Origin of the sequence: Achromobacter sp. HNDS-1, assembly GCF_040084795.1 — a bacterium.
GTDB classification, from domain to species: domain Bacteria; phylum Pseudomonadota; class Gammaproteobacteria; order Burkholderiales; family Burkholderiaceae_B; genus Achromobacter; species Achromobacter ruhlandii.
Genome location: NZ_CP157584.1, coordinates 1204511 through 1227709, shown reverse-complemented (window position 1 = coordinate 1227709; position 23199 = coordinate 1204511). Strand labels below are relative to the sequence as shown.

Annotated in this window: 20 protein-coding genes; 7 read left to right on the top strand and 13 right to left on the bottom strand. The window is 68.7% G+C overall.

Going from position 1 to position 23199, the window contains the following annotated elements; translation table 11 throughout:
• Nucleotides 1–27 precede the first annotated feature (27 nt).
• Entirely contained in the window at nt 28–696 is a 669-nt protein-coding gene (locus tag ABFG95_RS05340) for a response regulator transcription factor (RefSeq protein WP_049072966.1), read from the top strand.
• 72 nt (nt 697–768) lie between these two features.
• On the opposite strand, the gene ABFG95_RS05335 is transcribed toward ABFG95_RS05340, so the two are convergent.
• The 13 genes from ABFG95_RS05335 to ABFG95_RS05275 are packed head-to-tail and all read right to left on the bottom strand — an operon-like array spanning nt 769 to nt 14091.
• Nucleotides 769–2043: a glycosyltransferase WbuB gene (locus ABFG95_RS05335; RefSeq protein WP_054417276.1), complete on the bottom strand. Its 1275-nt coding sequence runs from the start codon at nt 2041–2043 to the stop codon at nt 769–771.
• Nucleotides 2040–2600, bottom strand: a complete 561-nt coding sequence (locus ABFG95_RS05330) for a putative colanic acid biosynthesis acetyltransferase (RefSeq protein WP_054417277.1) — start codon at nt 2598–2600, stop codon at nt 2040–2042. The genes ABFG95_RS05335 and ABFG95_RS05330 overlap by 4 nt, the downstream gene beginning before the upstream one ends.
• Nucleotides 2597–3481 carry a glycosyltransferase family 2 protein gene (locus ABFG95_RS05325; RefSeq protein WP_080977378.1) on the bottom strand — a complete coding sequence of 295 codons (885 nt, stop codon included), beginning with the start codon at nt 3479–3481 and terminating at the stop codon, nt 2597–2599. The genes ABFG95_RS05330 and ABFG95_RS05325 overlap by 4 nt, the downstream gene beginning before the upstream one ends.
• 13 nt (nt 3482–3494) lie before the next feature.
• Nucleotides 3495–4631, bottom strand: a complete 1137-nt coding sequence (locus tag ABFG95_RS05320) for a glycosyltransferase (RefSeq protein WP_068952795.1) — start codon at nt 4629–4631, stop codon at nt 3495–3497.
• Nucleotides 4624–5916 (bottom strand): O-antigen ligase family protein, encoded by a 1293-nt coding sequence (locus ABFG95_RS05315; protein WP_348995538.1) that lies wholly within the window; start codon nt 5914–5916, stop codon nt 4624–4626. Before ABFG95_RS05315 ends, ABFG95_RS05320 begins: the two co-directional genes overlap by 8 nt.
• 28 nt (nt 5917–5944) lie before the next feature.
• Nucleotides 5945–6862, bottom strand: a complete 918-nt coding sequence (locus tag ABFG95_RS05310; protein WP_231891702.1) for a glycosyltransferase family 2 protein — start codon at nt 6860–6862, stop codon at nt 5945–5947.
• Between the two features lie 5 nt (nt 6863–6867).
• A complete protein-coding gene (locus ABFG95_RS05305; protein ID WP_348995537.1) occupies nt 6868–8184 on the bottom strand; it encodes an oligosaccharide flippase family protein in 1317 nt (438 codons plus the stop codon).
• Between the two features lie 55 nt (nt 8185–8239).
• Nucleotides 8240–9193: a GDP-L-fucose synthase gene (locus ABFG95_RS05300; RefSeq protein WP_348995536.1), complete on the bottom strand. Its 954-nt coding sequence runs from the start codon at nt 9191–9193 to the stop codon at nt 8240–8242.
• A 6-nt stretch (nt 9194–9199) separates the two neighbouring features.
• Nucleotides 9200–10309: a GDP-mannose 4,6-dehydratase gene (gene gmd, locus ABFG95_RS05295; protein ID WP_006387741.1), complete on the bottom strand. Its 1110-nt coding sequence runs from the start codon at nt 10307–10309 to the stop codon at nt 9200–9202.
• Nucleotides 10310–10319: 10 nt separating this feature from the next.
• A complete protein-coding gene (locus ABFG95_RS05290) occupies nt 10320–10727 on the bottom strand; it encodes a VanZ family protein (RefSeq protein ID WP_175146593.1) in 408 nt (135 codons plus the stop codon).
• Entirely contained in the window at nt 10720–12150 is a 1431-nt protein-coding gene (locus tag ABFG95_RS05285) for a mannose-1-phosphate guanylyltransferase/mannose-6-phosphate isomerase (protein ID WP_049072975.1), read from the bottom strand. The genes ABFG95_RS05290 and ABFG95_RS05285 overlap by 8 nt, the downstream gene beginning before the upstream one ends.
• Nucleotides 12147–12692 carry an NUDIX domain-containing protein gene (locus ABFG95_RS05280; protein WP_236749462.1) on the bottom strand — a complete coding sequence of 182 codons (546 nt, stop codon included), beginning with the start codon at nt 12690–12692 and terminating at the stop codon, nt 12147–12149. The genes ABFG95_RS05285 and ABFG95_RS05280 overlap by 4 nt, the downstream gene beginning before the upstream one ends.
• Entirely contained in the window at nt 12682–14091 is a 1410-nt protein-coding gene (locus ABFG95_RS05275; protein WP_059271864.1) for an undecaprenyl-phosphate glucose phosphotransferase, read from the bottom strand. Before ABFG95_RS05275 ends, ABFG95_RS05280 begins: the two co-directional genes overlap by 11 nt.
• 249 nt (nt 14092–14340) lie before the next feature.
• Between ABFG95_RS05275 and ABFG95_RS05270 the strand changes: the two genes are divergently transcribed.
• The 6 genes from ABFG95_RS05270 (at nt 14341) to epsC (ending at nt 23148) form a co-directional block, all read left to right on the top strand.
• Nucleotides 14341–15477, top strand: coding sequence for a polysaccharide biosynthesis/export family protein (locus ABFG95_RS05270; RefSeq protein ID WP_049072977.1), 1137 nt, complete (start codon nt 14341–14343; stop codon nt 15475–15477).
• 104 nt (nt 15478–15581) lie between these two features.
• Nucleotides 15582–17843 carry a GNVR domain-containing protein gene (locus tag ABFG95_RS05265; RefSeq protein ID WP_059271861.1) on the top strand — a complete coding sequence of 754 codons (2262 nt, stop codon included), beginning with the start codon at nt 15582–15584 and terminating at the stop codon, nt 17841–17843.
• Between the two features lie 18 nt (nt 17844–17861).
• A complete protein-coding gene (locus ABFG95_RS05260) occupies nt 17862–19265 on the top strand; it encodes a phosphomannomutase/phosphoglucomutase (protein WP_348995535.1) in 1404 nt (467 codons plus the stop codon).
• A 13-nt stretch (nt 19266–19278) separates the two neighbouring features.
• Nucleotides 19279–20952 (top strand): glucose-6-phosphate isomerase, encoded by a 1674-nt coding sequence (gene pgi / locus ABFG95_RS05255; RefSeq protein ID WP_049072980.1) that lies wholly within the window; start codon nt 19279–19281, stop codon nt 20950–20952.
• A gap of 12 nt (nt 20953–20964) precedes the next feature.
• Nucleotides 20965–22017: a UDP-glucose 4-epimerase GalE gene (gene galE, locus ABFG95_RS05250; protein ID WP_054417286.1), complete on the top strand. Its 1053-nt coding sequence runs from the start codon at nt 20965–20967 to the stop codon at nt 22015–22017.
• A gap of 183 nt (nt 22018–22200) precedes the next feature.
• Nucleotides 22201–23148 (top strand): serine O-acetyltransferase EpsC, encoded by a 948-nt coding sequence (gene epsC, locus ABFG95_RS05245; RefSeq protein WP_049072982.1) that lies wholly within the window; start codon nt 22201–22203, stop codon nt 23146–23148.
• The last annotated feature ends 51 nt before the right edge of the window (nt 23149–23199 follow it).

Genomic DNA, 23199 nt, shown 5'->3' with positions numbered 1-23199 from the left:
ACCCTGCGTCACAAGGTTCCCTCCGGGATGACAACCGTTCTAATCGAAGACTACGCCCTGCTTCGTGTCGCCATCCAGCATGTGCTGGAGCGGGTACGGAACGCAGAGGACATTCTGGCGATCTCGCCCGCACATCTCGTGAACATGCCGGGTTCCCTCAATCGCCCCGTTGAGTTGCTGGTGGTGGGGTGCAGCGGCGCCGCCGAGGCCGACATCGGCCTGCTGTCGCAGGCGATGGCGCTGTTCATGCCGCGCCTGGTGCTGGCGCTGTACTCGGTGCTGGACCAGAACGTGATGGCGGCCTGCGCGCGCGCCGGCGTGGCCGGCTACCTGCCCAAGGCATCCAGCCCGGACGCCCTGGCCGCCGCCGTCAGCCTGGTGCTGGCGGGCGGTGAGTGCTATCCGCAACCGCAGCCCAGGCCCCTGTCGACGTCACAGGCGTCGTTGCCGGAGCTGCGCGAGCTGACGCAGCGGCAGGAGGAGATCCTGCAGTTGCTGGTGCAGGGCAAGACCATGCGCGAGATCGGCCAGCAGGTGGGGATATCGGTGGCCACGGTGAAGAGCCACGCGCGCACCCTGTATTGGAAGCTGAACGCGCGCAATCAGGCCGAGGCGGCCTATATCGCGGTGCAGATGGGGCTGGTGCGCGGCGCCACGCCGGCCGCCGCCGCAGGCAAGGGCGACGACAGCGTGTAGCGGGCGCGACCCGCCGCCCCGTGGCCAGCGCGTGGCGCCGAGGGCGCCGGGGCAGAATCCGGGCGATCGAGCCTAATGGCCGGCGTCGCGGCTGGCGGCTTCGGTGGTCCGCGTTGCGCGCGGCGCGGGCGCGCCCGCGACGGCGGCGAATTCGCGCTCGGCGGCGGCCAGCACCGCGTCCACGTGCAGGTGGTCGAGCGCATGGCGACGCGCCGCGGCGCCCAATGTTTCCCGGATCTCGCCATGGTGGGCCAGCTTGCGCACCGCCTCGGCCATGGCGGCGGCGTCCTCGGGCGGCGTCACCAGGCCGCAGCGCGCCACCACGCCGGCCAGTTCGGTGCCGCGCGCGGCGCCGCACACCACCGGGCGGCCGCTGGCCAGCATGCCGGTCAGCTTGGACGGCATGACCAGGTCGGCGGCGCCGGCGCGCTGCGGCAGCAGGTGGATGTCGGCGGTGTTCAACAGCGCGCCCAGCCGCGCGGCGGGCTGCAGGTCCAGAAAGCGCACCCGCGCCAACCCCTGGCACTGCGCCTGCAGCGGCGCGCGTTCGGGGCCCTGGCCGCAGAACACGAACCACAGCGATTCCTCCTGTTCCAGCAGGCGGGCCACCTCGGCCAGCGTCTGCAGGCCCTGCTTGCCGCCCATGTTGCCCGAATACAGCGCCACCACCGCGCCGGCGGGAATGCCGAGTTCGGCGCGCAGGTCGCCGTCGCGGCCGGGCGCGATGGCCTCGACATCGATCCAGTTGGGCAGCAGCACCGCGCGCGCCGGATCCACGCCCTTGTACAAGGCCAGGTCCAGCATGCGGCCGGAGATCGTCGAGACGCGGTCGAAACGCCGCATCAGCCAGCGCTCGGCGCGCCGCACGGCCGCGCGCAGCCAGGCGCCCTTGAGCAGGCCCAGGTCGAACGCCGCATCCACTTCGTAGTCCTGGATGTGCAGCCAGGCGCGCGCGCCGCACAGCCGCGCGGCCAGCCAGGCGGCCGGCGCGCAGAACAGGGCGGGCTCGACCACCACGATCACGTCGGGCCGGCCGGCCGCCGCGCGCAGCAGCGACGGCAGGCTGGAAAGCGCGAAGCTGGCCAGGTGCAGCAGGCGCTTGGCGCCGCCGGGCCGGGCCGGCACCCACAGCGGGGCGCGCCGCACGTCGACACCGGCGCGCGTTTCGCGCTGGTAGCGGCCGGCGCGATAGCCATCGTGCACGCGCCATTGCGGATAATAGGGCGGCGCGGTGACGACGCTGACCTGGTGGCCGCGCGCGGCCAGCCATTCGGCCAGTTCCGCGCTGTATTTGCCGATGCCGGTCAGCTCCGGCGCGTAGTTGATGCCGTACAGGAGGATCTTCATGCCGGCGGCGCCACGCGCGGGCGGATGGGGCGGCAGGGATTGCCGTGGCACACCATGGCGGGCGGCAGGCTGCGGAACACGGAGCTGCGCGCGCCGACCACGGCCTCGCGGCCGACGGTGACGCCGGGGCCGATGAAGACATCGGTGGCGACCCAGGCGCCGTCCTCGATGCGCACGGCGCGCTCGCGCAGCGGGAAGTCCGGCTGCGCGGCGTCATGGTCGGCCGCGCACAGGTAGCTGCGCTGCGACACCACGGCATGCGCGCCGATATGGATGGGCCCCAGGCTGTAGACCACGGCGTCGTCGCCGATCCAGGCGTAGTCGCCGATCGTCACCTTCCAGGGATAGGTGATGGTGGCGCTGGGGCGTATCAGCACCTTGCGTCCGACCTGCGCGCCGAAGCAGCGCAGCAGCCAGCGCCGCAGGCCGTAGGCCACTTGCGGCGACCAGCGGAACAGCGAGCCCTGCACCAGCCACCACAACTGCACCGTCAGCGCCGAACGGCCGCGCTGGCCCGGCGCCAGGGTGAACTGGTCCAACCGCTGCAGCGCGCTCATTTGGCGGCTCCGCTGAGCGCATCGCCTTGCGCCGGATCGACGGCCAGGCGGGCCTGGCGGATTTCCTCGGTCTTGATGCGGATCTGCCAGTAGTACATGGCGCGGGCCACCGCGTAATCGAAGCCGGCGCGGCCATCGAGAAAGCCCAGGCGCAGCAGATAGGAATGCAGGAACGAGATCGGCGCCTTGAACGGCAGCGCCTGGAACAGCCGCTTGAGCAGCGCGCGCGCGCCGACGTTGGCCTCGCGCGGATCGTTCATCAGGCCCTTGATGCGCAGGTTGGCTTCCCAGTCGGAATAGCGGTTGTGCTTGTCGAAGTAGTGGTAGAGCGAATCGTGGTCGTTGTGCACCATGCGCGCCCGCAGCGCGAAGGTTTCGCCTTTGACCTGCGGCTGGTAGTGGCCCTCGACCTCCCACATGTGGGCCACGTCCAGATCGTCGTAGTCCAGGAAGCGCGACTGATCGCGCGCCAGCAGCGCCAGCTTGTAGACGCGGTGGCCGTGGCGCAGCTTGCGGCCGCAGAACACATAGTCGAACGGCACGAAGGCGCCGCCGGCGCCGGCGGCAAAGCGCGGCAGCGCCGCGCGGATCTCGGCGGCCAGTTCCGGCGTCATTTCCTCGTCGGCGTCGACATACAGCACCACCGGATGCGTGAACGGCAACTGTTCCAGGCACCACTGCTTTTTCTTTGGATATTTGCCGTTCCAGTTGAAATTGCTGACCTTGGCGCCGAGCGCCGCGGCCATGGCGCAAGTGGCGTCGGTGCTGTTGGAGTCGACCACGAAGACCTCGTCGAACTCGGCCAGCGCCTTCAGGCATTTGGCGATATTGCGTTCCTCGTTCTTCGTCATGACGACGACGGATACCGGTATCTTGGACATGATGCTTTCCTGTTCAGGATGCGCCGCGCCGCATCAGCGGCTGGAACAAATCGATGACGTCGCGGCAGTGCCGCTCCAGTGAAAAGGCGTCGGCGCGCCCGGGGCCGTCGGCCGCGAGCCGTTCGCGCATGTCGCCGTCGTAGGCCAGCCGGCGCACCGCGGCGGCCAGCGCCGCCGCATCGCCCACCGGCACCAGCAGTCCGTAGCGGCCCGCGTCGAGGATTTCGGCCGGGCCGTGCGGACAATCGGTGGAAATGACCGGCACCCCCAGGCACAGGGCCTCGACCAGCACGTTGCCGAAGCTCTCGCGCACCGAAGTCAGGGCGAAGGCGCCGGCGCTGGCGATCACCGGAAACGGGTTGTCGATGTGGCCGGCCAGGGTGACCGGGCTGCGCGAGGGCCGCGCGTCGATGCGCCTTTGCAGCGCGCCGTGCTCCGAACCTTCGCCCAGGATGGTGAAGTGGATGCCCGGATCGTCCAGCAGCGCGGCGGCGTCGATCAGCGTGGCGTAGTCCTTGACGGCCTCCAGGCGGCCCACCGCGACCACGTGATAGGGCGCGCCGGCGTCGGCCGGCGCGGGCCGCGAAGCCGCGGCGCTCTGCTCGCGCACGTCGTCCAGCGGCACGCCGTTGTAGATGGTGCGCACCTTGCCGCGCAGCGGCGGGAACATGCTGACCAGGTCCTCCTTGACGCCGCGCGAGACGCCGACGACGGCGTCGTGGCGGCGGTAGGTCTGGCTCACCAGCCAGCATTTCAGGCCGCGCATGCGCGAGGCGCCGTAGTGGATGGCGGGGCTGCTGTGCTCGAACGCCACAATGGCGAAGTCGCCGCGCAGCGCCTTCTTGGCCAGCACCACCAGCATGTTGCACAACAGCCCGTGCGAGCAGACGATGGCCGGGCGGTCGCGGCGGATCTGCGCCACCAGGCGCGCGAACGCCAGCGGCAGCATCAGGCGCAGCGCCGCCGGCGATTCCAACACCGGCAGCGCCCGCGTCACGCGCGGGTTGGCGATCGGGTATTCGCGGTTGCGTGAACGCAGCAGGAACAGCCCGGCGTCCACGCCCCGCCGGGGCAGGGCGTCGGCGATGAAGGCGACACATCTTCCGACGCCGCCATGCAGGTCGGGGGCGACGAACAGGACATCAGGCATGGGGCAGTACTCGCGGTGGCGTCCGGCGCATGGCGTCCGGACGGGAGCTGGGAGCCGCGGGCGCGGGCTGAGGCGCGGGCATGGCCCGGGCATTGCGGAGCAGCGACAGGCAATAGCACAGCAGAAATCCGGTGAAGGCGGTCTTGGGCGCGTAGGCCAGGCCGCCCGAAAGCGAGTCGACGAAGATGTAGATCGGCGCGGTGGCGATCAGGTAGCGCCGGTGCAGTTCCAGCCCGGGATGGGCGTAGCGTCGGCCCAGCGACAGCAGCAGGATCAGCAGCGGCGGCAACATGATCATGACGGTGCCGACGATGCCGAACTTCATCAGGTAGAAGGCCCAGGAGTTGTGCGCGAAGGTGCTCAGCTCGAAGCCGTTCTCGCCCATCACCCAGCTGCGAAAGCCCGCGCCCTTGCCGAAGACCGGGCTCTCGGCGAACGAGTCCATCTGCCCCTGCATCTCCTGGATGCGGGCGCCGTAGCTGGAGTCCTCGTCGAGCCGCTCGACGCTGAAAATGCGGTTGGTCAGCACGTCCAGGTAGCCGATGCTGGCGAACACCAGCACCCCGGCCACGGCCGCGGGCGCGAAGATCAGCACCACCCGGCGGCGGATGTCGGGACCCGCGCCCAGCATCATCGCCAGCAGCACCGCCACCATCAACTGCAGGTACTGGCTGCGGTTCAGCGAGAACACCAGCGCCAGCAGCATGTAGACCGTCAGCGCGTAGGCCTTGGGCCCGGACACGTTGAGCGTCCTGCGGAAGTACAGCAGCGACACCACGCCGAACGGAATCGCCCACACCCCGAGGCGCACATTGCGCAGCGGATTGGAAATGCTGAAGCCCTGCAGTTGCTCCAGCAGCATCAGCGTGGCCACGGCCAGGCAGGCCGCCACGATGTACTTCTGCAGCACCGCGTAGGCGGCCGGACTGTCGATGTCCTTGTAGCAAAGGAACGGCACGCTCAGGAAGTAGAAGACGATGCGCAGGTCGCGCGCCACGTCGCCGGTTTCGATGCCGGGATGATGCAGCGACACCAGCAGCAGATAGATCACCGACAGCACCTGCAGGCCCAGCAGCATGCCGAGCGCGCCGCGCGGCAGCGCGTACGCGGCCGGATCGGCCAGCCGCAGCGCCTTGACCACCAGGATGGCCACGAACAGCACATCGAAGGGCGACAGCTTGAAGCTGCCGACCCCCAGGATGAAACGGTCGTCGTTCAGGGCCAGCGCGGTGAACGCGAACAGCCCCAGCAGGTGCAGCGTGGAAAGGCGGCGGTGCGGATGCATGGCGGCTCCATGGCTGGGGATTGGGGGGTCAGTGCGCGGCCCAGTCGTCGCGCCCGAACAGCTTGATGGCGAGCTTTTCGACCAGATACGACAGGTCGCCCTGGCGCGCATGCGCGGCCACCTGCGAGGCCCGGCACGACAGGCCGAACAGTTTGCCCATGCCGGGTTCGGTGCGGCGGATGCGGTCGACGATCTGTTCGCGTTCCTCCAGCAGCACGTCCTGCATCAGGGCGGTCTTGGTTTCGTCATGGGCGGTGTACACGCCCATGGCGTCCGGCACGATCAGGTTCCTGCCCTCGCGCAGCAGCCGGCTCCACAGTTCCAGGTCCATGCAGTAGCGCATGCTTTCCTGCAGCAGTCCGTGTTTGCGCAGCAGGTCGCGGCGGAAGATGGCAGACTGGTTCGGGATCGAGGCCTTGACCACCGTGAGCGTGCCGCGGTTGACCGGGGTGTAGTGGATCTTGCGGAAGATGTGGTTGTCGGCGTCGGCCACGAACAGGTTGCCGCTGACGATGGGCGCCCGGCCCCGGGCCGCGGCCGCGCCCAGCTTGCGCAGGGCGCCCGGGTAGTACAGGTCGTCGGAATTCTGCCAGCCGACGTAGTCGCCGGTGGCGCGCTCGAAGCCTTTGTTGATGGCGTGCGACTGGCCGCGGTCCGGCGCGCTTTCCCAGTAGGTCAGGTAGCGTTCGTACTTGCGGATGATATCGACGCTGCCGTCGGTCGAGCCGCCGTCGATGATGATGTACTCGAGCCGCGGGTAGCCCTGGTTCAGCACCGACACAATGGTGCGCTCCAGGAACCGCGCCTGGTTGTACGAGGGCGTCACGATGGTCAGCTTGGGCAGCAGGCCGCCGGCGATGGGCGCGGGGGGACGCAGCTCGCTGACGAAATCGATGAGCTGACGCGAGTACTCATTGTGGCGCTTGCGCATATAGGACCTCAGCATGATGGCTACCGGGTGGCCGCAGGCAGGGCGCCCGGGTAGTCGGGCCGGGATTGACGGATGGCGAGCGCCACGCCGGCCAGCGTGATCGCCGCGTAGGCCATGCGGCCCCAGGCCGCGGCGTGTTCGCCCGCCGCGTGCACCAGGGCGGCCATGACGCACAGCATGGCCAGGCCGCCCAGGCCGTTCAGGATCGCCACCGCCCGGGAATTGCCCAGTCCGAGCAGCGAGAAATGCGCGGCCGCGTTCAAGGACAGCAGGCCGGAGGCAATGATCAGCAGGCGGAAGGTGCCCAGGTGGCCCTCGGCCACGGCATGCCCCAGCAGCAGGTCCAGCAGCGGCTGGCTGACCGCCAGCACCGCCAGCGTGGCGCCCGCCGACAGCAGCAGGTTCCACAGCATCAGGCGGCGGATCTCTTCCTCGGCCGCGCCCGGATGCGGCGGCGCGGCGCTCAGCCGGCTGACGCGCGGCATGGCCTTCTGGAAGATCGCCACCGAGGCGGTGTGGATCATCTGGCCCACCTGCACGCCGACGGTATAGATGGCCAGCGCCGCCGGCCCCATCAGGCTGCCCACCAGCACCCGGTCGACCGAGCCGAACGCCAGCGCGCTCAGGCTGTTGAGCCAGGACCAGCGCGAGAACCGGAACGCGTCCAGCATGGCGCCGCGGTCGCGCACCGGGCGCACCAGCACGTGGCCGTAGCGGCGCGCAAATACGCGCATCTTGACCGAGCCGGCCAGCAGCAGGCCGAGCGCCTGGGCCAGGCCGGTCCAGGTGGGCGAGGCCGTCAGCCAGGCGGTGGCGCAGGCCAGGGCCATGGTGCCGCTCCGGCTGACCAGTTCGCACAGCGCGGTGGCGCGGAAATCCTCGCGGCCCTTGAGGCAGCCGGACATCAATTGGTCGTATTGCTGAGTCAGGTAGACGGCCAGCGCCGGCATGGCCAGCAGGGTGACGGCCACGCCGCCGAAGGTGGCGGCGGGCCAGCCCCACCACACGCCCAGCCACAGCAGCGCCGCCACCAGCGTCACCACGCCCAGCGCGCAGCCGATCAGCGACATGGCCACGCCGGCCGCGCGATAGGCGTCGCCGGGCTCGTGCATGCGCTCGGACACCAGCTTGGTGGCGGTGACGGCGGCCCCCAGGTTGGCGGCGTTGCCGAAGCCGGCCAGCGCGATGATCATCGAGTACTGGCCGAAGCCCACCGTGCCCAGCTGGCGGAACAGGATGGGCAGCGCCACCAGCGCCGCGACGGGACCGATGCCATATTCCACCAGCCCCCAGAACGAGGCATTGCCGGCGACGTGCTTTCTGATGAGTCGGTACATCGGAATGCCTGTTTTCGATAGGCGTGGTTAGGGCCTGTTCACACTGAAAGGAGCCTCAGGCCACGGGCAGCGGTTGGCGCGCCTGCTCGCGCAGGAAATGGCTATAGGCCAGCGTCACGCCATGAGTCAGGGAAATCTCCGGCTTCCAGCCCAGCGCGCGCACCCGCGCCGAATCCATCAGCTTGCGCGGCGTGCCGTCGGGCTTGCTGGCGTCGTAGACGATGTTGCCCTGGTAGCCCACCACCTGCGCCACCACCCGCGCCAGCTCGGCGATCGACAGGTCCTCGCCGGCGCCGATGTTGTAGATGCCGTCGGCCGCCGGCGTCTCCATCAGCATTACGCAGGCCCGCGCCAGGTCGTCCACGTACAGGAACTCGCGCAGCGGCTTGCCGGTGCCCCACAGCGTGACGCTGTCCTGGCCCGCCTCGCGGCCCTCGTGGAACTTGCGGATCAGCGCCGGCAGCACGTGGCTGCTGTGCAGGTCGTAGTTGTCGTGCGGACCGTACAGGTTGGTCGGCATGGCGCAGATGAAGCGCGCGCCATATTGCCGCTGGTAGGCCTCGCACAGCTTCAGACCGGCGATCTTGGCGATGGCGTAAGGTTCGTTGGTGGCCTCCAGCGGCCCGGTCAGCAGCGCGTCCTCGCGGATCGGCTGCGGCGCCTCGCGCGGATAGATGCAGGACGACCCCAGGAACAGCAGCTTGCGCACGCCGGCCGCGTAGGCGGCGCGGATCACGTTGCACTGGATCATCAGGTTGCGGTAGAGGAAGTCCACCGGATGGTTCTGGTTGGCCAGGATGCCGCCGACCTTGGCGGCGGCCAGGTACACCACGTCGACCGGCGTGGTCGAGAAGAAGCGGTGCACCTGGTTCTGGTTTTCCAGGTCCAGTTCGCTATGGCTGCGCGTGATGATGTCGCGGTAGCCGCGCTCCTGCAGCTCGCGCACCAGCGCGGCGCCCACCATGCCGCGATGGCCCGCCACGAACACGCGTTGGTCCGGATTGCTCATGGCGGACTACTCCTTGTAGGCGTAGATTTCGTAGCCGTTCTGTTCCACCAGCGCATCGCGCCGGGCGTCCTTCAGGTCGCTCTCCACCATTTCCTTGACCAGCTGGGCGAAGCTGGTGCGCGGCGACCAGCCGAGTTTTTCGCGCGCCTTGGTCGGGTCGCCCAGCAGGGTTTCGACCTCGGTGGGGCGGAAGTAGCGCGGGTCGACCCGCACGATGACCTGGCCGGGCTTGATGTCGTGCACCGGGCTGAACAGCACGGTGGCGGTCTCTTCCAGACCTTCGCCCTCCCAGGCAAGCAGGATGCCCAGCTCGCGCGCGGCGGTATTGATGAACTCGCGCACGCTGTATTGCATGCCGGTGGCGATGACGTAGTCCTCCGGCGTGTCCTGCTGCAGCATGAGCCACTGCATTTCGACATAGTCGCGCGCGTGGCCCCAGTCGCGCAGCGCCGACAGGTTGCCCAGATACAGGCATTCCTGCAGTCCCAGCACGATGCGCGCCAGGCCGCGGGTGATCTTGCGCGTCACGAAGGTCTCGCCGCGCTTGGGCGATTCGTGGTTGAACAGGATGCCGTTGCAGGCGTACATGCCGTAGGCCTCGCGGTAGTTCACGCTGATCCAGTAGGCGTACAGCTTGGCCGCGGCGTAGGGGCTGCGCGGATAGAACGGCGTGGTTTCCTTCTGTGGGGTCTCCTGCACCAGACCGTACAGCTCCGAGGTCGAGGCCTGGTAGAAGCGGGCCTTGTCCTCCAGCTTGAGGATGCGGATGGCTTCCAGCAGGCGCAGGGTGCCCAGGCCGTCGGCGTTGGCGGTGTATTCCGGCTCCTCGAACGACACCCCGACGTGGCTTTGCGCCGCCAGGTTGTAGATCTCGTCGGGCTGCACCGATTGCACGATGCGGATCAGGCTGCAGGAGTCGGTCATGTCGCCGTGGTGCAGCACGAAGTTGCGCGGCTGGTCATGCGGATCCTGGTACAGGTGGTCGATGCGCGCGGTATTGAAGAGCGACGCGCGCCGCTTGATGCCATGGACTTCATAGCCCTTGGCCAGCAGGAATTCGGCCAGGTATGCGCCGTCCTGGCCGGTGACGCCGGTAATCAGTGCCCGTTTTGGCATGGTTTTATCCTTAAGACTTAGTCACTGCACGAAAAGAGCCGAAGGCTGCGGAACCGATGTTCAACGAGATTACTGTCGCACCCGCCGCGGAGATATCGGCCAAAAGGTCTAAGAGTTCGGCCTGTCGATAGGCAAAAAAGGACTGGATGCCTTCGTCCAGCGCACCCAGGGCGGAGACGGCCAGCAGCGCCGTCAACCCTGGCCGCCGCTGCACCGAGAGGTAGACCAGCACGGTCAGGAAGGCGTAGGCCGCCAGGTGCAGGCGCTTGTCGCCGAACGCGTCGGACATCTCGGCGGCCAGCCCCGGCAGGTTGCCCACCGTCACCAGGGTGACGAAGAACAGCGCCGCCAGCGGCAGGCATATCCGGGCCAGGCCCGGCCGCCAAAAGGATGAGGCCGCGCGCCGGGGGTCAGACACGGCCGTACATGTCCTGGAAGCGGACGATGTCATCCTCGCCCAGATAGGCGCCGGACTGCACCTCGATGATTTCCAGCGGGATCTTGCCGGGGTTCTCCAGGCTGTGGACTTCCCCCAGGGGGATGTAGGTCGATTGGTTCTCGGTCAGCAGGTATTGCTTGTCGCCGTTGTAGATGCGCGCCGTGCCCGATACCACCACCCAGTGCTCGGCCCGGTGGTGGTGCATCTGCGACGACAGGCGCGCGCCCGGCTTCACGGTGATGCGCTTGACCTGGTAGCGCGGGCCCTGGCCAACCGAGTCGTACGAGCCCCAGGGACGCTGCACCTCGCGGTGGTGATTCAGTTCGCTGCGATGCTGCACCTTGAACGCCTCCACCAGCCGCTTGACGTCCTGCGAGCGGGTCTTGTGCGCTACCAGCACGGCGTCGGCGGTCTCGATCACCACGATGTCGTCCAGCCCGACCGAGGCCACCAGCCGGCTGGTCGAATGGATCAGGCAGTTGCGCGAGTCCTCGACCATTACGTCGCCGCTGGTGGAGTTGCCTTCGGCCGATTTGCGGGCGATGCCCCAGACCGCGTCCCACGCGCCGACGTCGCTCCACGGCGCGGCCAGGGGGATCACCACGGCGCTGTCGGTGCGCTCCATGATGGCGTAGTCCATCGAGTCGCTGGGGCAGGCCTCGAAGGCCGGGCCGTCCAGCTGGAACAGCGCCGGCTCGCCATGGCCGGCGGCCACCGCCGCGCGCACCTGTTCCAGGATGCGTGGCGCCAGCCGTTCCAGTTCCGCCAGGAAGACCGAGGCCTGGAAGGCGAACATGCCGCTGTTCCAGTAGTAGCTGCCGTCCTCGATGAAGCGCTGCGCCACTTCGGGCGAGGGCTTTTCGACGAAACGCCGCACCTTGCGGGCGGGCGCCATGGCGCCGGGTTCGGCCGCCTGGATGTAGCCGTAGCCGCTGAGCGGCGCCGTGGGGGTGATGCCGAAGGTCACCAGGGCGCCCTGGCGCGCGGCTTGGTAGGCCTGGGCGAACGCGGCGGCCAGCACCGGGCCGTCTTCCAGCACGTGGTCGGACGGCATGATCAGCATCACCGGGTCCTCGCCGTCGCGCATGGCGCGCAGCGTGGCGGCGGCGATGGCCGGGGCGGTGTTGCGGGCGAACGGTTCCAGCACGATCTCGGCGTCCTGGATGCCCAGCTCCTGCGCCTGTTCGGCGGCGATGTAGCGGTGCGCGTCGTTGCACACCAGCATGGGGCGGGCCTGGGCGCCGGCCGAGTCCAGCCGCAGCAGGGTGTTCTGCAGCAGGCTGCGGTCATCGGTCAAACGGATGAACTGCTTGGGCAGCAGCTCGCGCGACAGCGGCCACAGGCGCGAGCCGGAGCCGCCGCAAAGGATCACGGCCCGGTACGGAGGATGGGGGTTGGTCATGGCGCTGACTCCTTGAAGTAGGCCTGGGTGTACGGATGGGCGCCGGGGTCGGCGGCGATGGCCGCCGCGGGCTGCCAGCGGTAGCGGCGGTGCTGGCCCAGCGGCAGGCTGGCGGTGTCCAGCGTGAACTCGGCCTCGTAGGCGAGGACGATGTAATGGGTCGAGCGGCCGGTCTCGCCGGCGAAATTGGTGCCGTAGAAGTGTTCGTACACGCCGCGCGGGCGCCAGGCCTGTGGCGGCAGCGTCAGGCCCAGTTCCTCGCGGGCGATGCGCTGCAGCGCGCGCGACAGGGGCTCGTTCTTGCGGATGCGGCCGCCCGGCACGAACCAGCTGCCCTGGGCCGGCGGGTTGCTGCGCAGGCCGGTCAGGTAGCGGCCGTCGGCATCGCGCAACAGCAGGTCGATGGACACCAGCGGCAGCATCTCCACCGCTCGGCGGAAGTCATCCTCGGCCAGCAGGCCGGGCGGCGGCGCGGCGGGGGCGGGCGCCGGGCGCGCGCGCGACGGGACGATCAGGGGCCAGCCCAGCGGTTCAATAGACATTTCGCCCCGTCCATCCGGAGATCGCCGTGCGGGCGATGATCATCAGGTCCATCCGGAACGTCCAGTGCTGGATGTAGTAGATGTCATGCTCGACGCGGTCGCTCATCTTGCGCAGCGTGTCGGTCTGGCCGCGCAAGCCGTTGACCTGGGCCCAGCCGGTGATGCCCGGCTTGACGCGGTGCCGCATCATGTAGCGCTGCACCAGGTCCTTGTACAGTTCGTTGTGCTCCAGCGCATGCGGGCGCGGGCCGACCACCGACATGTCGCCGCGCAGGACGTTCAGGAATTGCGGCAGCTCGTCCAGGCTGGTGCGGCGCAGGAAGCCGCCGATGCGGGTGACGCGCGCATCGTTGCGGGTGGCCTGCGTGACCACGCCGTGCTCCTGGTGCACGGTCATGGTGCGGAACTTGTAGACGTGGAACACCTTGCCGTCCACGCCCAGGCGCGGCTGGGTGAACAGCACCGGCCCGCGCGAGGTCAGCTTGACCAGGCAGGCCACGGTCAACATCAGCGGCGACAGGCCGATGAGGGCGCACAGCGCGAAGCTGCGGTCGAAGGCTTCCTTGGCCCAGCCGCGCACGCCCGCCGCGGGCAGGCTGTTCAGCTGGATCGCGGGCAGTCCGAGGAATTCGCCGATGCGGTGGCCCAGCAGCTGGATCGACATCACGTCGGGAATCCAGCGGATGTCCACCAGGTCGTTGCGCAGGTGGTAGAGGACCTCGCGCAATTCCTGGCCGGCCTCCATCGGCAACACGATCCAGACTTCGCGCACGGTGTGCTCGCGCACAAAGGCGTGCAGCTTGTCCAGGTCGTGCAGGCGCCGCACTTGCGGCGGCAGGTTCTCGTGCGGCTCGGCGTAGATGCCGGCGACCTCATAACCCGCTTCGCGGTAGCGTTCGACGCGCCGCCACAGGTCATGGCCGAGCGCGCCGAAGCCGACCAGCAGCACGCGCTTGCGGTTCAGGCCGCGATCCCGCGCCGCGCCCAGCACCGCGTACACGGCCAGCCTGACGCCGGCCAGCGCCAGGGCCGCGCAGCCATACCAGGTCGCCGCCCACAGGCGCGATACCGACGCGCTCTGGTGCATGAGAAAGCTGACCAGGATCCCCAGCGCGAAGACCAGCGACCATGCCGCCAGGCTGCGCACGATCAGGTCCGCCAGCCGGCGGCCGCGCCATGACACATACAGGCTGAACGCCGGAAACAGCGCGATGACGCCCAGGCCGCACAGATAGATCAGGAACAGATGGATCTGCGGCGGATCGGCCATCGCCTCATCCGCGAACTTCAGCTCGGTGACGGCCAGGCCGCAGATAACGACGATCGCCGCGTCCAGCAGCCGGTACAGATAGCTGGATCGGTTCGACCTGCTTGACGTGTCCGTGAGGGACGGGTCCATCGCGCACTCCTTCGTTCTTCGGGGAGGCGCCCTGGGGGCCGCGAAAAAAAACGCTGCACCGCCGCAAGGCATGTGGCTACCGTCCAAATCTTATTGAGTGCCCGGCGCACCCGAAACCTCCAAACGATGTAGGAGAAGGCTTAAGGCATCCGTCGAATGTGCGGGGGCTTGAAAAGGGAGTGGAATGTCGCAACCCGTTACGCATCGGGCTCCTTTCCAAGCAACGAAGTCATTCACAGTGGATTTGCCATGACGACATTTTTCGGAACGTTGAGCCGAGCCATCGCTGCCATCGCGCTCGTGTCCTCGCTGGGCGCTTGCGCCCTTTCTCCCGGCATGACCTTTGATGCCAAGCACCTGGTCGATCCGCTCGATCCGAATTCGGTGGCGCAGATCAAGGAAATCACGCCCAGCCTGGTGCTGGAGGACAACCGCGCGCGCCAGGCGCTGCTGGACAACGACGGGGTATCGCGCCTGGTCGACAAGGCCGAGCCGTATCGCATCGGTCCCGGGGACATTCTTTCTATCGTGGTCTGGGACCACCCCGAGCTCGTGCTTCCGACGCAAACCTACGCCATCGGCACGGGGGTGACCGAACTAGCCTTCGGGGATACCGCCTCGGGCATTCCGGGGTATACGGTCTCATCCTCCGGATATATCCAATTTCCCTATACGGGACTGCTGAAAGTGGCGGGGTTGACGGAACTTCAGGCGCGCAATCTCATAGTCAACAGTTCGGGTAAATACATCCAGGATCCGCAGATCACGGTGCGCGTGCTGGGCTACCGCAGCAAGCGGGTCTACGTCGAAGGCGAGGTGAAGACGCCGGGTACCGTCGCGATCAACGACATTCCCATGACGCTGCTGGAAGCGATCAACCGCGCGGGCGGGGTGCTGCCCACCGGTGACCGCAGCAGCGTCTATGTCATCCGCGAAGGCAGGAAGACGCGCGTGAATCTGCCCGCGCTGATCGACCGCGGCCAGGATCTGAACCAGGTGATGCTGAAGTCGGGCGACATCGTCAGGGTGACGCCGCGCGACGAAAGCAAGGTGTTCGTGACCGGGGAGGTGACCACGCCGGCCTCGATCGTGATGCGGGACGGCAGGTTGACGTTGAACGAAGCGCTGGGCGTGGCGGGAGGCCCCAACCAGCTGACCGCGGACTCGTCGCAGGTGTTTGTGGTGCGCAGTACCGAGCAGGCGACGCCGCTGGTGTTCCATCTGAATGCCGCTTCGCCGCAGGCTTATGCGGTGGCGGAGAAGTTCGAGTTGCAACCCAAGGACGTCGTCTTCGTGGATACGGCGGCGCTGGTGCGGTGGAACCGCTTCATCAGCAACCTGTTCCCGAGCGCGCAAACGGTACAGACCGTGCATTCAATCAAGTAATCGACCCTCGGGGCCCGCCCCGCGCCGCTGGGCGCGGGGCCGGGATCCGGCCCACGCCTTTGGGGGCGCCGCGACCGCGGCGGCGCCTAATCTTGGAGAGCTGCATGTCGTTGCCCATCGAATCGTTCGAGCCCTCCGTCCCGGCTCGCCAGCAGGAAACCCCGCTGTCCTCGCACGTGGACGCCATTTTCTCCAACCGTTGGCTGATCATCGCCATCACGCTGATCGCGCTGTTGGGCGCGGTGGTCTATGTCATGGTCACCCCTTCGGTCTATTCGGCCGACATCATCGTCCAGGTGGAGGAGGAACTGCCGCAGGGCCAGAGCCGCAGCCTGCTGGGCGACGTCTCGGCCATCTTCGACACCAAGGCCGAGACCTCCGGCGAGATGGAAGTGCTGCGCTCGCGCATGGTGGTGGGACCGGCCGTCGACAAGTTCATGCTGTACATCCATGCCAAGCCGCGCTATTTCCCGGTGGTCGGCGAATGGCTGGCGCGGCACTACGAAAGCCTGCCGTACCCGTCCGGGCTGCCGCGCGGCGGTTACGCCTGGGGCGGCGAGTCGATCTCGATCTCGCAGCTGGACGTGCCCAATGAATGGCTGGGCAAGCCCTTTCGCATCACCACCCTGGGCGAAGGCGCCTACACCCTGAACGATAAGATCACCGGCGCCACGTTCAAGGGCACGGTCGGCAAGCCCGAGCATTTCGTGCTGCCGGGCGGCGGCGCGCTGGACGTGCACATCGACGCGCTCAGCGGCCGGCCCGGCACCGAATTCACGGTGTCGCGCACCTCGCGCCTGGCGGCGATCGAGGACGTGCAATCGCGCCTGGGGATCTTCGAACGCGGGCGCACTTCGGGCGTGATCGGCGTGACGCTGGAGGGCAATGATCCGGCGCTGACCACCGCGGTGCTGAACCAGATCGGCCAGGAATACGTGCAGCAGAACGTCAATCGCAAGTCGGCCCAGGCGGAGAAATCGCTGGCGTTCCTGGACGAGCAGCTGCCGCAACTCAAGCGCGAACTGGACGCGGCCGAGACCAAGTACAACTCGCTGCGCAACAAGCGCGGCACCATCGATCTGAGCGAGGAAGCCAAGCTGATCCTGGCGCAGTCGGTGGACGCCCAGACCAAGGTGATGGAGCTGCGCGCCAAGCGCCAGGAACTGATCACCCGGTTCGCGCCGACCCATCCGAGCATTGTCGCCATCGACCGCCAGATCGCCTCGCTGACCGGCGATGTCAACCGCATCGGCAACAACATCAAGCAGCTGCCCGACCTGGAACAGGACGTGGTGCGGCTGGTGCGCGACGTGCGCGTCAACACCGAGCTTTACACGGGCCTGTTGAACAACGCCCAGCAACTGCGCCTGATCCGTGCCGGCAAGGTCGGCAACGTGCGCATCCTGGACGCCGCGGTGCAGCCGGACAAGCCGGTGCGTCCCAAGGCCGCCATCATCATCGCCGTGGTCACGGCCATCGGCCTGATCATCGGCGTGCTGTGCGCCTTCGTGCGCAACGCGCTGTTCGGCGGCCTGTCCGAGCCGGACGATGTCGAGCGCTACACCGGCCTGCCGGTGCTGGCCGCGATTCCCCACAGCGATCTGCAGGACAAGCTGTGGCGCCGCAGCCGGCGCAAGAACGCCACCGTGCCGGCATTGCTGGCGCAGAGCCAGAGCAACGCGCCACCGATCGAAAGCCTGCGGTCGTTCCGCAACGTGTTGCAGGCCTCGCTGCGCCAGTCGGCCAACAACATGGTCATGTTCACCGGGCCGGTGGCCGGCGTCGGCAAGTCGTTCCTGTCGGCCAACTTCGCCTTCATCCAGGGCGGGGTCGGCAAGCGCGTGCTGCTGATCGACGCCGATTTCCGCAAGGGCCAGCTCAATCGCTATTTCGGCGTGCCCAAGGAAGACGGCCTGTTCGAGGTGCTGTCGGGCACGCTGCCGCTGGAGCGGGTGCGCAAGCACAGCGTCTCCGAGGGCGTGGACTTCATCGCCACCGGCGCGGTGAGCTTCGATCCATCGGAGCTGCTGGCCTCGCCGATCTTCGGCCAGACCCTGCGCGAGCTGGCCAGCCAGTACGACATGGTCATCCTGGATACGGCGCCGGTGCTGTCCTCGCCCGACGCGGCGGTGGTCGGCACGCATGCCGCGGCGGTGATGGTGGTGGTGCGGTCGGGCATGAACACGGTGGGCGAGATCCGCGAGACCGCCAAGCGCCTGATCCAGGCGGGCGCGCCGGTGGATGGGGTGCTGTTCAACGGTCTCAAGCTGATGCCCGAGCGCTTCGGGTTCCGTTCCAAATATGGCGGATACCGCTATTCGCGGGCGGCCTATTACGGTGACTTCAAGCAGAACGGCCCCAAGTAAACCCCGCGGAGAACTGGCATGCATGGAACGTTTGGCTGGGAACCCCCGCAGATCCTGGATGCGGTCTTCAAGGCGTACGACATACGCGGCACGGTGCCCGAGGAAATCGACGCGCGCTTCGCCCACAGCCTGGGCATGGCGGCGGGCGCGCGGGCGCTGGAACTGGGCGCGCGCGCCATGGTGGTGGGGCGCGACGGGCGCCTGAGCAGCGTGGAGCTGGCGGCGGCGCTGCAGGCCGGCCTGCGCTCGGCCGGGTTGCACGTCATCGACATCGGCATGGCCACCACGCCGATGGTGTACTTCGCCACCTGGCTGATGGACACCGGCGCCGGCATCGCCGTGACCGGCAGCCACAACCCGCCGACCCACAACGGCTTCAAGATCGTGATGGACGGCGCCTCGCTGTACGGCGAAGGCATCACCGCGCTGCGCGACGCGATGCGCCTGCCGATCGAGTCGGCCAGCGTGGCCGGCGGCCGTACCCAGATGCAGATCCAGCCCTGCTACGCCGCGCGGCTGGTGGGCGACATCCGCATGGCGCGGCCGATGAAGATCGCCATCGACTGCGGCAGCGGCGTGGCCGGCGCGGTGGCGCCGGCGTTGTTCCGGGCGCTCGGCTGCGAGGTCACGGAACTGTTCTGCGAGGTGGACGGCTCGTTCCCGGGCCATCATCCCGACCCCGCCGATCCGCAGAACCTGCAGGACCTGATCTATTGCCTGCGCTATTCCGATTGCGAGGTGGGGCTGGCGTTCGACGGCGACGGCGACCGGCTGGGCGTGGTCACCAAGTCCGGCCAGATCATCTGGCCCGACCGCCAATTGATCCTGTTCGCGCGCGACGTGCTGGCGCGCAACCCTGGCGCCGAGGTCCTTTACGACGTCAAGTGCAGCCGCCACGTGGCGCGCGCCATCGCCGAGGCCGGCGGCAAGCCGACCATGTGGAAGACGGGACACTCGCTGATCAAGGCCAAGATGCGCGAGACCGGCGCGCTGCTGGCCGGCGAGATGAGCGGCCATGTGTTCTTCAAGGAGCGCTGGTATGGCTTTGACGACGGCATCTACGCGGCCGCGCGGCTGCTGGAGATCCTGTCGGCGGCGCCCGATCCGTCGGCGCTGCTGGAAAGCCTGCCGCAGTCCTGCGCCACCCCCGAAATCAAGCTGGAAACCACCGAGGGCGAACAGTTCGCGTTGGTCGCGGCGCTGCGCGAGCACGGGCAGTTCCCCGGCGCCCTGTCCATCAACGACCTGGACGGGGTGCGGGTCGACTACGCCGATGGCTTCGGCCTGGCGCGGCCGTCCAACACCACGCCGACGGTGGTGCTGCGTTTCGAAGGAGACACCGTGGCCGCATTGGCCCGCATCGAGGAGGACTTCCGCAATGCGTTCCGGCGCGTTGCCCCTCATATCCGTTTACCGTTCTAAGGAGCATCACGCGATGGGAAAGGCGAATTTTGCGAGAGAGGCCCGGGCCGGGGCAGAAGCGGACAGCCTGGCCGCCAGCGCCGAATGGCAGGCATTCGCGCAGGCGGCGCGCGGCGCCGCGCTGGACGGGAGCACGCTGAAGGTGATCGAGGCGGCCGGCTTGTGCGTGGACCTGACGATGCAGCGGCAGTCCGGCGCGCTGGACGCCGCGGCGCAGGCCTTGCTGCGCGCGCGCGGGCTGGATGCCGCGCGCCAGGCGCTGTTCGGCGGCGGACCGGTCAACTGGACCGAAGGCAAGCCCGCCTGGCACACGGCGCTGCGCGCCGGCCGCACCCGCGAACAGCCGGACGGGCAGGACGAGGACTCGGTCTGCGAGTACGCGCGCATGACCGACTTCGTGCGGCGCATCGATCAGAGCGCCGATTTTTCCGCGGTGCTGCACATCGGCATCGGCGGCAGCGACTGGGGGCCGCGCCTGGCGATCCAGGCCTTCGGCGGCGCCGGGCAGCGCCGCCAGATCCGCTTTGTCTCCAACATCGACGGCCACGCCTTCCATGATGCGGTGGCCGGGCTGGACCCGCGCCGCTGCCTGGTGGTGGTGTCGTCCAAATCCTTCACCACCGCCGAGACCCTGCACAACGCCCGCGCCGCCATCGCCTGGCTCAAGCAGGGCGGCGTGGCCGATCCGTCCGAACACCTGGCGGCGGTCACCGCCAACGTGCCGGCGGCGCGCGCGCTGGGCGTGCCGTCGAGCCAGGTGTTCCGCATGTGCGACTGGGTCGGCGGGCGCTATTCGGTCTGGTCGGTGGCCGGGCTGTCTATCGCGCTGACCGTCGGCGCCGACGTGCTGATCGGCATGCGCGCCGGCGCCGAGGCCATGGACCAGCACTTCCAGCAGGCGCCGCTGGCGGCCAATGCGCCGGTGCAGCTGGCGCTGGCCGGGCTGGTCAATTGCAGCGTGCTTGGCCACGGTTCGCTCAACATCGCGGCCTACAGCGCGCGGCTGCTGCACCTGGTGACCTATCTGCAGCAGCTGGAGATGGAATCTCTGGGCAAGCGCGTCGGCGGCGATGGCGCCGAGGTCGACGTGCCCACCGCGCCGATCATCTGGGGCATGCCGGGCACGGACGGCCAGCACACTTTCTTCCAGTGGCTGCACCAGAGCGCCCAGGGCGCGCCCGTCGATTTCATCGCCAGCCTGCAGGGCCACCCCGACAGTCCCGACGCCCACCGCATGCTGCTGGCCAACTGCCTGGCGCAGCGCCAGGCGCTGATGCGCGGCAAGAGCCTGGAGCAGGCGCTGCTGGACGTGGCCCACATCGACGATCCCGACAAGGCGCTGAGCCTGGCGCACCACATGGTGCATCCCGGCGGCCGGCCGTCCACGCTGATCGTGCTGCGCCAGCTCGATCCGCGCGCCCTCGGCGCGCTGCTGGCGCTGTACGAGCACAAGGTGTTCGTGCAGAGCGTGGTGTGGGGCGTCAATCCCTTCGACCAATGGGGCGTGGAACTGGGCAAGCGGCTGGCGAGCGGCATCGAGCGCGAGCTGGCGGTGCCGGTGTCGGCCGGCGTGGTCGATTGGGGCCACGACGCTTCCACCTCGTACTGGATCGACCGCTATCGCGGCCATGCCCAGGCGCCGCGGCCGCGCCATGCCTGGGTGCCGGGCGTGGCGGCGCACCTTTGACGGAGAGCGGGCATGACGGACATGCGGGTGCTGGTCACCGGGGGCGCCGGCTACATTGGCGCCCACACTCTGGTGGCGATGCTGGCGGCGGGCCAGCGGCCGCTGGTGCTGGACAACTTCAGCAACGGCAGCGCCGAGGCGGTGCGGCGGGTCGAGCGCCTGTGCGGCGCGCCGATCCCGCTGGTCGAGGGCGACATCCGCCAGACCGGGCTGGTGCAGGCGCTGCTGGCGCGCGAGGCGCGGCGCGGCGACCCGGTGCAGGCGGTGCTGCACCTGGCCGGCTGCAAGGCGGTCGGCGAATCGGTGGCCGATCCGCTCAAGTACTACGACAACAATGTGGCCGGATCGGTGGCGTTGCTGCGCGCCATGCGCGACGAGGGCGTGACGCGGCTGGTGTTCAGCTCGTCGGCCACCGTCTATGGCGAGCCGCGCTCGCTGCCGTTCACCGAGGCGCATCCGCTGGCGCCGGCCAACCCGTACGGCCGCAGCAAGCTGATGGTCGAGCAGATGCTGCGCGACCTGTGCGCGGCCGAGCCGGCGTTCGGCGCGGTGACGCTGCGCTACTTCAATCCGATCGGGGCGCATCCCAGCGGCCAGATCGGCGAAAGCCCCCGCGACGTGCCCAACAACCTGTTTCCCTATATCACGCAGGTGGCGGTGGGGCGGCAGCCGTTCCTGAACGTGTTCGGCGATGACTACGCCACCGCGGACGGCACCGGCGTGCGCGATTATCTGCACGTCATGGACCTGGCGCAGGGCCATGTGCAGGCCCTGGCCTATGCGGCCGGCCACCCGGGCTTCGTGGCGGTCAACCTGGGCACCGGGCAGGGCACCAGCGTGCTGGAGCTGGTGCGCGCCTTCGAGCGGGTCAACCAGTGCCGCATCCCGCTGCGCACCCGGCCGCGGCGTCCCGGCGATATCGAGCGGATGTGGGCCGATCCGGCCCTGGCCGCCTCGCTGTTGGGCTGGCGCAGCACGCGTGGCGTGGATGCCATGTGCGCCGATGGCTGGCGCTGGCAACAGGGCAATCCGCATGGCTATGACCCGGAGTCCGCGGCGCCATAACCCCAACGGCGTGTCGGATGGGTTCCGCGAAGCGGGCCGAGCGGTTACAGTTGACGGAAATATTGCGAAGCAGCATCGCCGTGCGGCCCCGCCGTCACGCGCGATGCACCGTCACCGAGGCACTGTCATGCTCGATTCTCATCCGTTCGCCGGCCCGGCCGGCATCCCGCAGGGGCTGTCCCGATGAGCGGCCCGGCCTACCTTCCCACCGCCCACTGGAACCTGGACAGCATCGTCTCGGGCCTGCGCCAGGCGCGCGTGGCCTGGCGCGGCCCGCGCGGCCGCCTGCGCGAAGACGCCGGCCTGCGCGAGTTCCCGTCGCAGGAGGCGCTGCGCCAGATCATCAAGGACCTCTGTGGCGCCTTGTTCCCGATGCGGCTGGGCCCCATCGACCTGCGCGAAGAGGTCGAGGACTTCTACGTCGGCCACACCATCGGCGCGGCGCTGGACGCGCTGCTGCACCAGGTCAACCTGGAGCTGCAATACGTCAGCCGCGACGATCCGGCGCTGCTGGCCGATTCGCAGCCGCGCGCCATCGAGATCGTGCGCCAGTTCGGCGCCGAGCTGCCGCGCGTGCGCGCCGCGCTCGACCTGGACGTGACCGCCGCCTACCAGGGCGACCCGGCCGCGCACAGCGTCGACGAAGTGCTGCTGTGCTATCCCGGCGTGGCCGCCATGATCCACCATCGCCTGGCCAACGTGCTGTACCGCCTGGGCGTGCCGATGCTGGCGCGCATCGTGGCCGAGATCGCCCACGCCGACACCGGCATCGACATCCATCCCGGCGCCACCATCGGCCGCAGCTTCTTCATCGACCACGGCACCGGCGTGGTGATCGGCGAAACCGCCATCATCGGCGACCGCGTGCGGCTCTACCAGATGGTCACGCTGGGCGCCAAGCGCTTCCCGCCGGGCGAGAACGGCGAACTCAAGAAAGGCCTGGCGCGCCATCCGCTGATCGAAGATGATGTGGTCATCTACGCGGGCGCCACCATCCTGGGTCGCGTCACCATCGGCAAGGGCTCGACCATCGGCGGCAACGTCTGGCTCACGCGCAGCGTGCCGCCGGGCAGCAACGTGACCCAGGCCAGCCTGGTCAGCGACACGCCGGATTGCGGCCTGGGCGGCTGAGGTCCGCGGTGCGGTGGGCGGCTTCGATGCCGCCCGCGTCCGGCCCGGGCG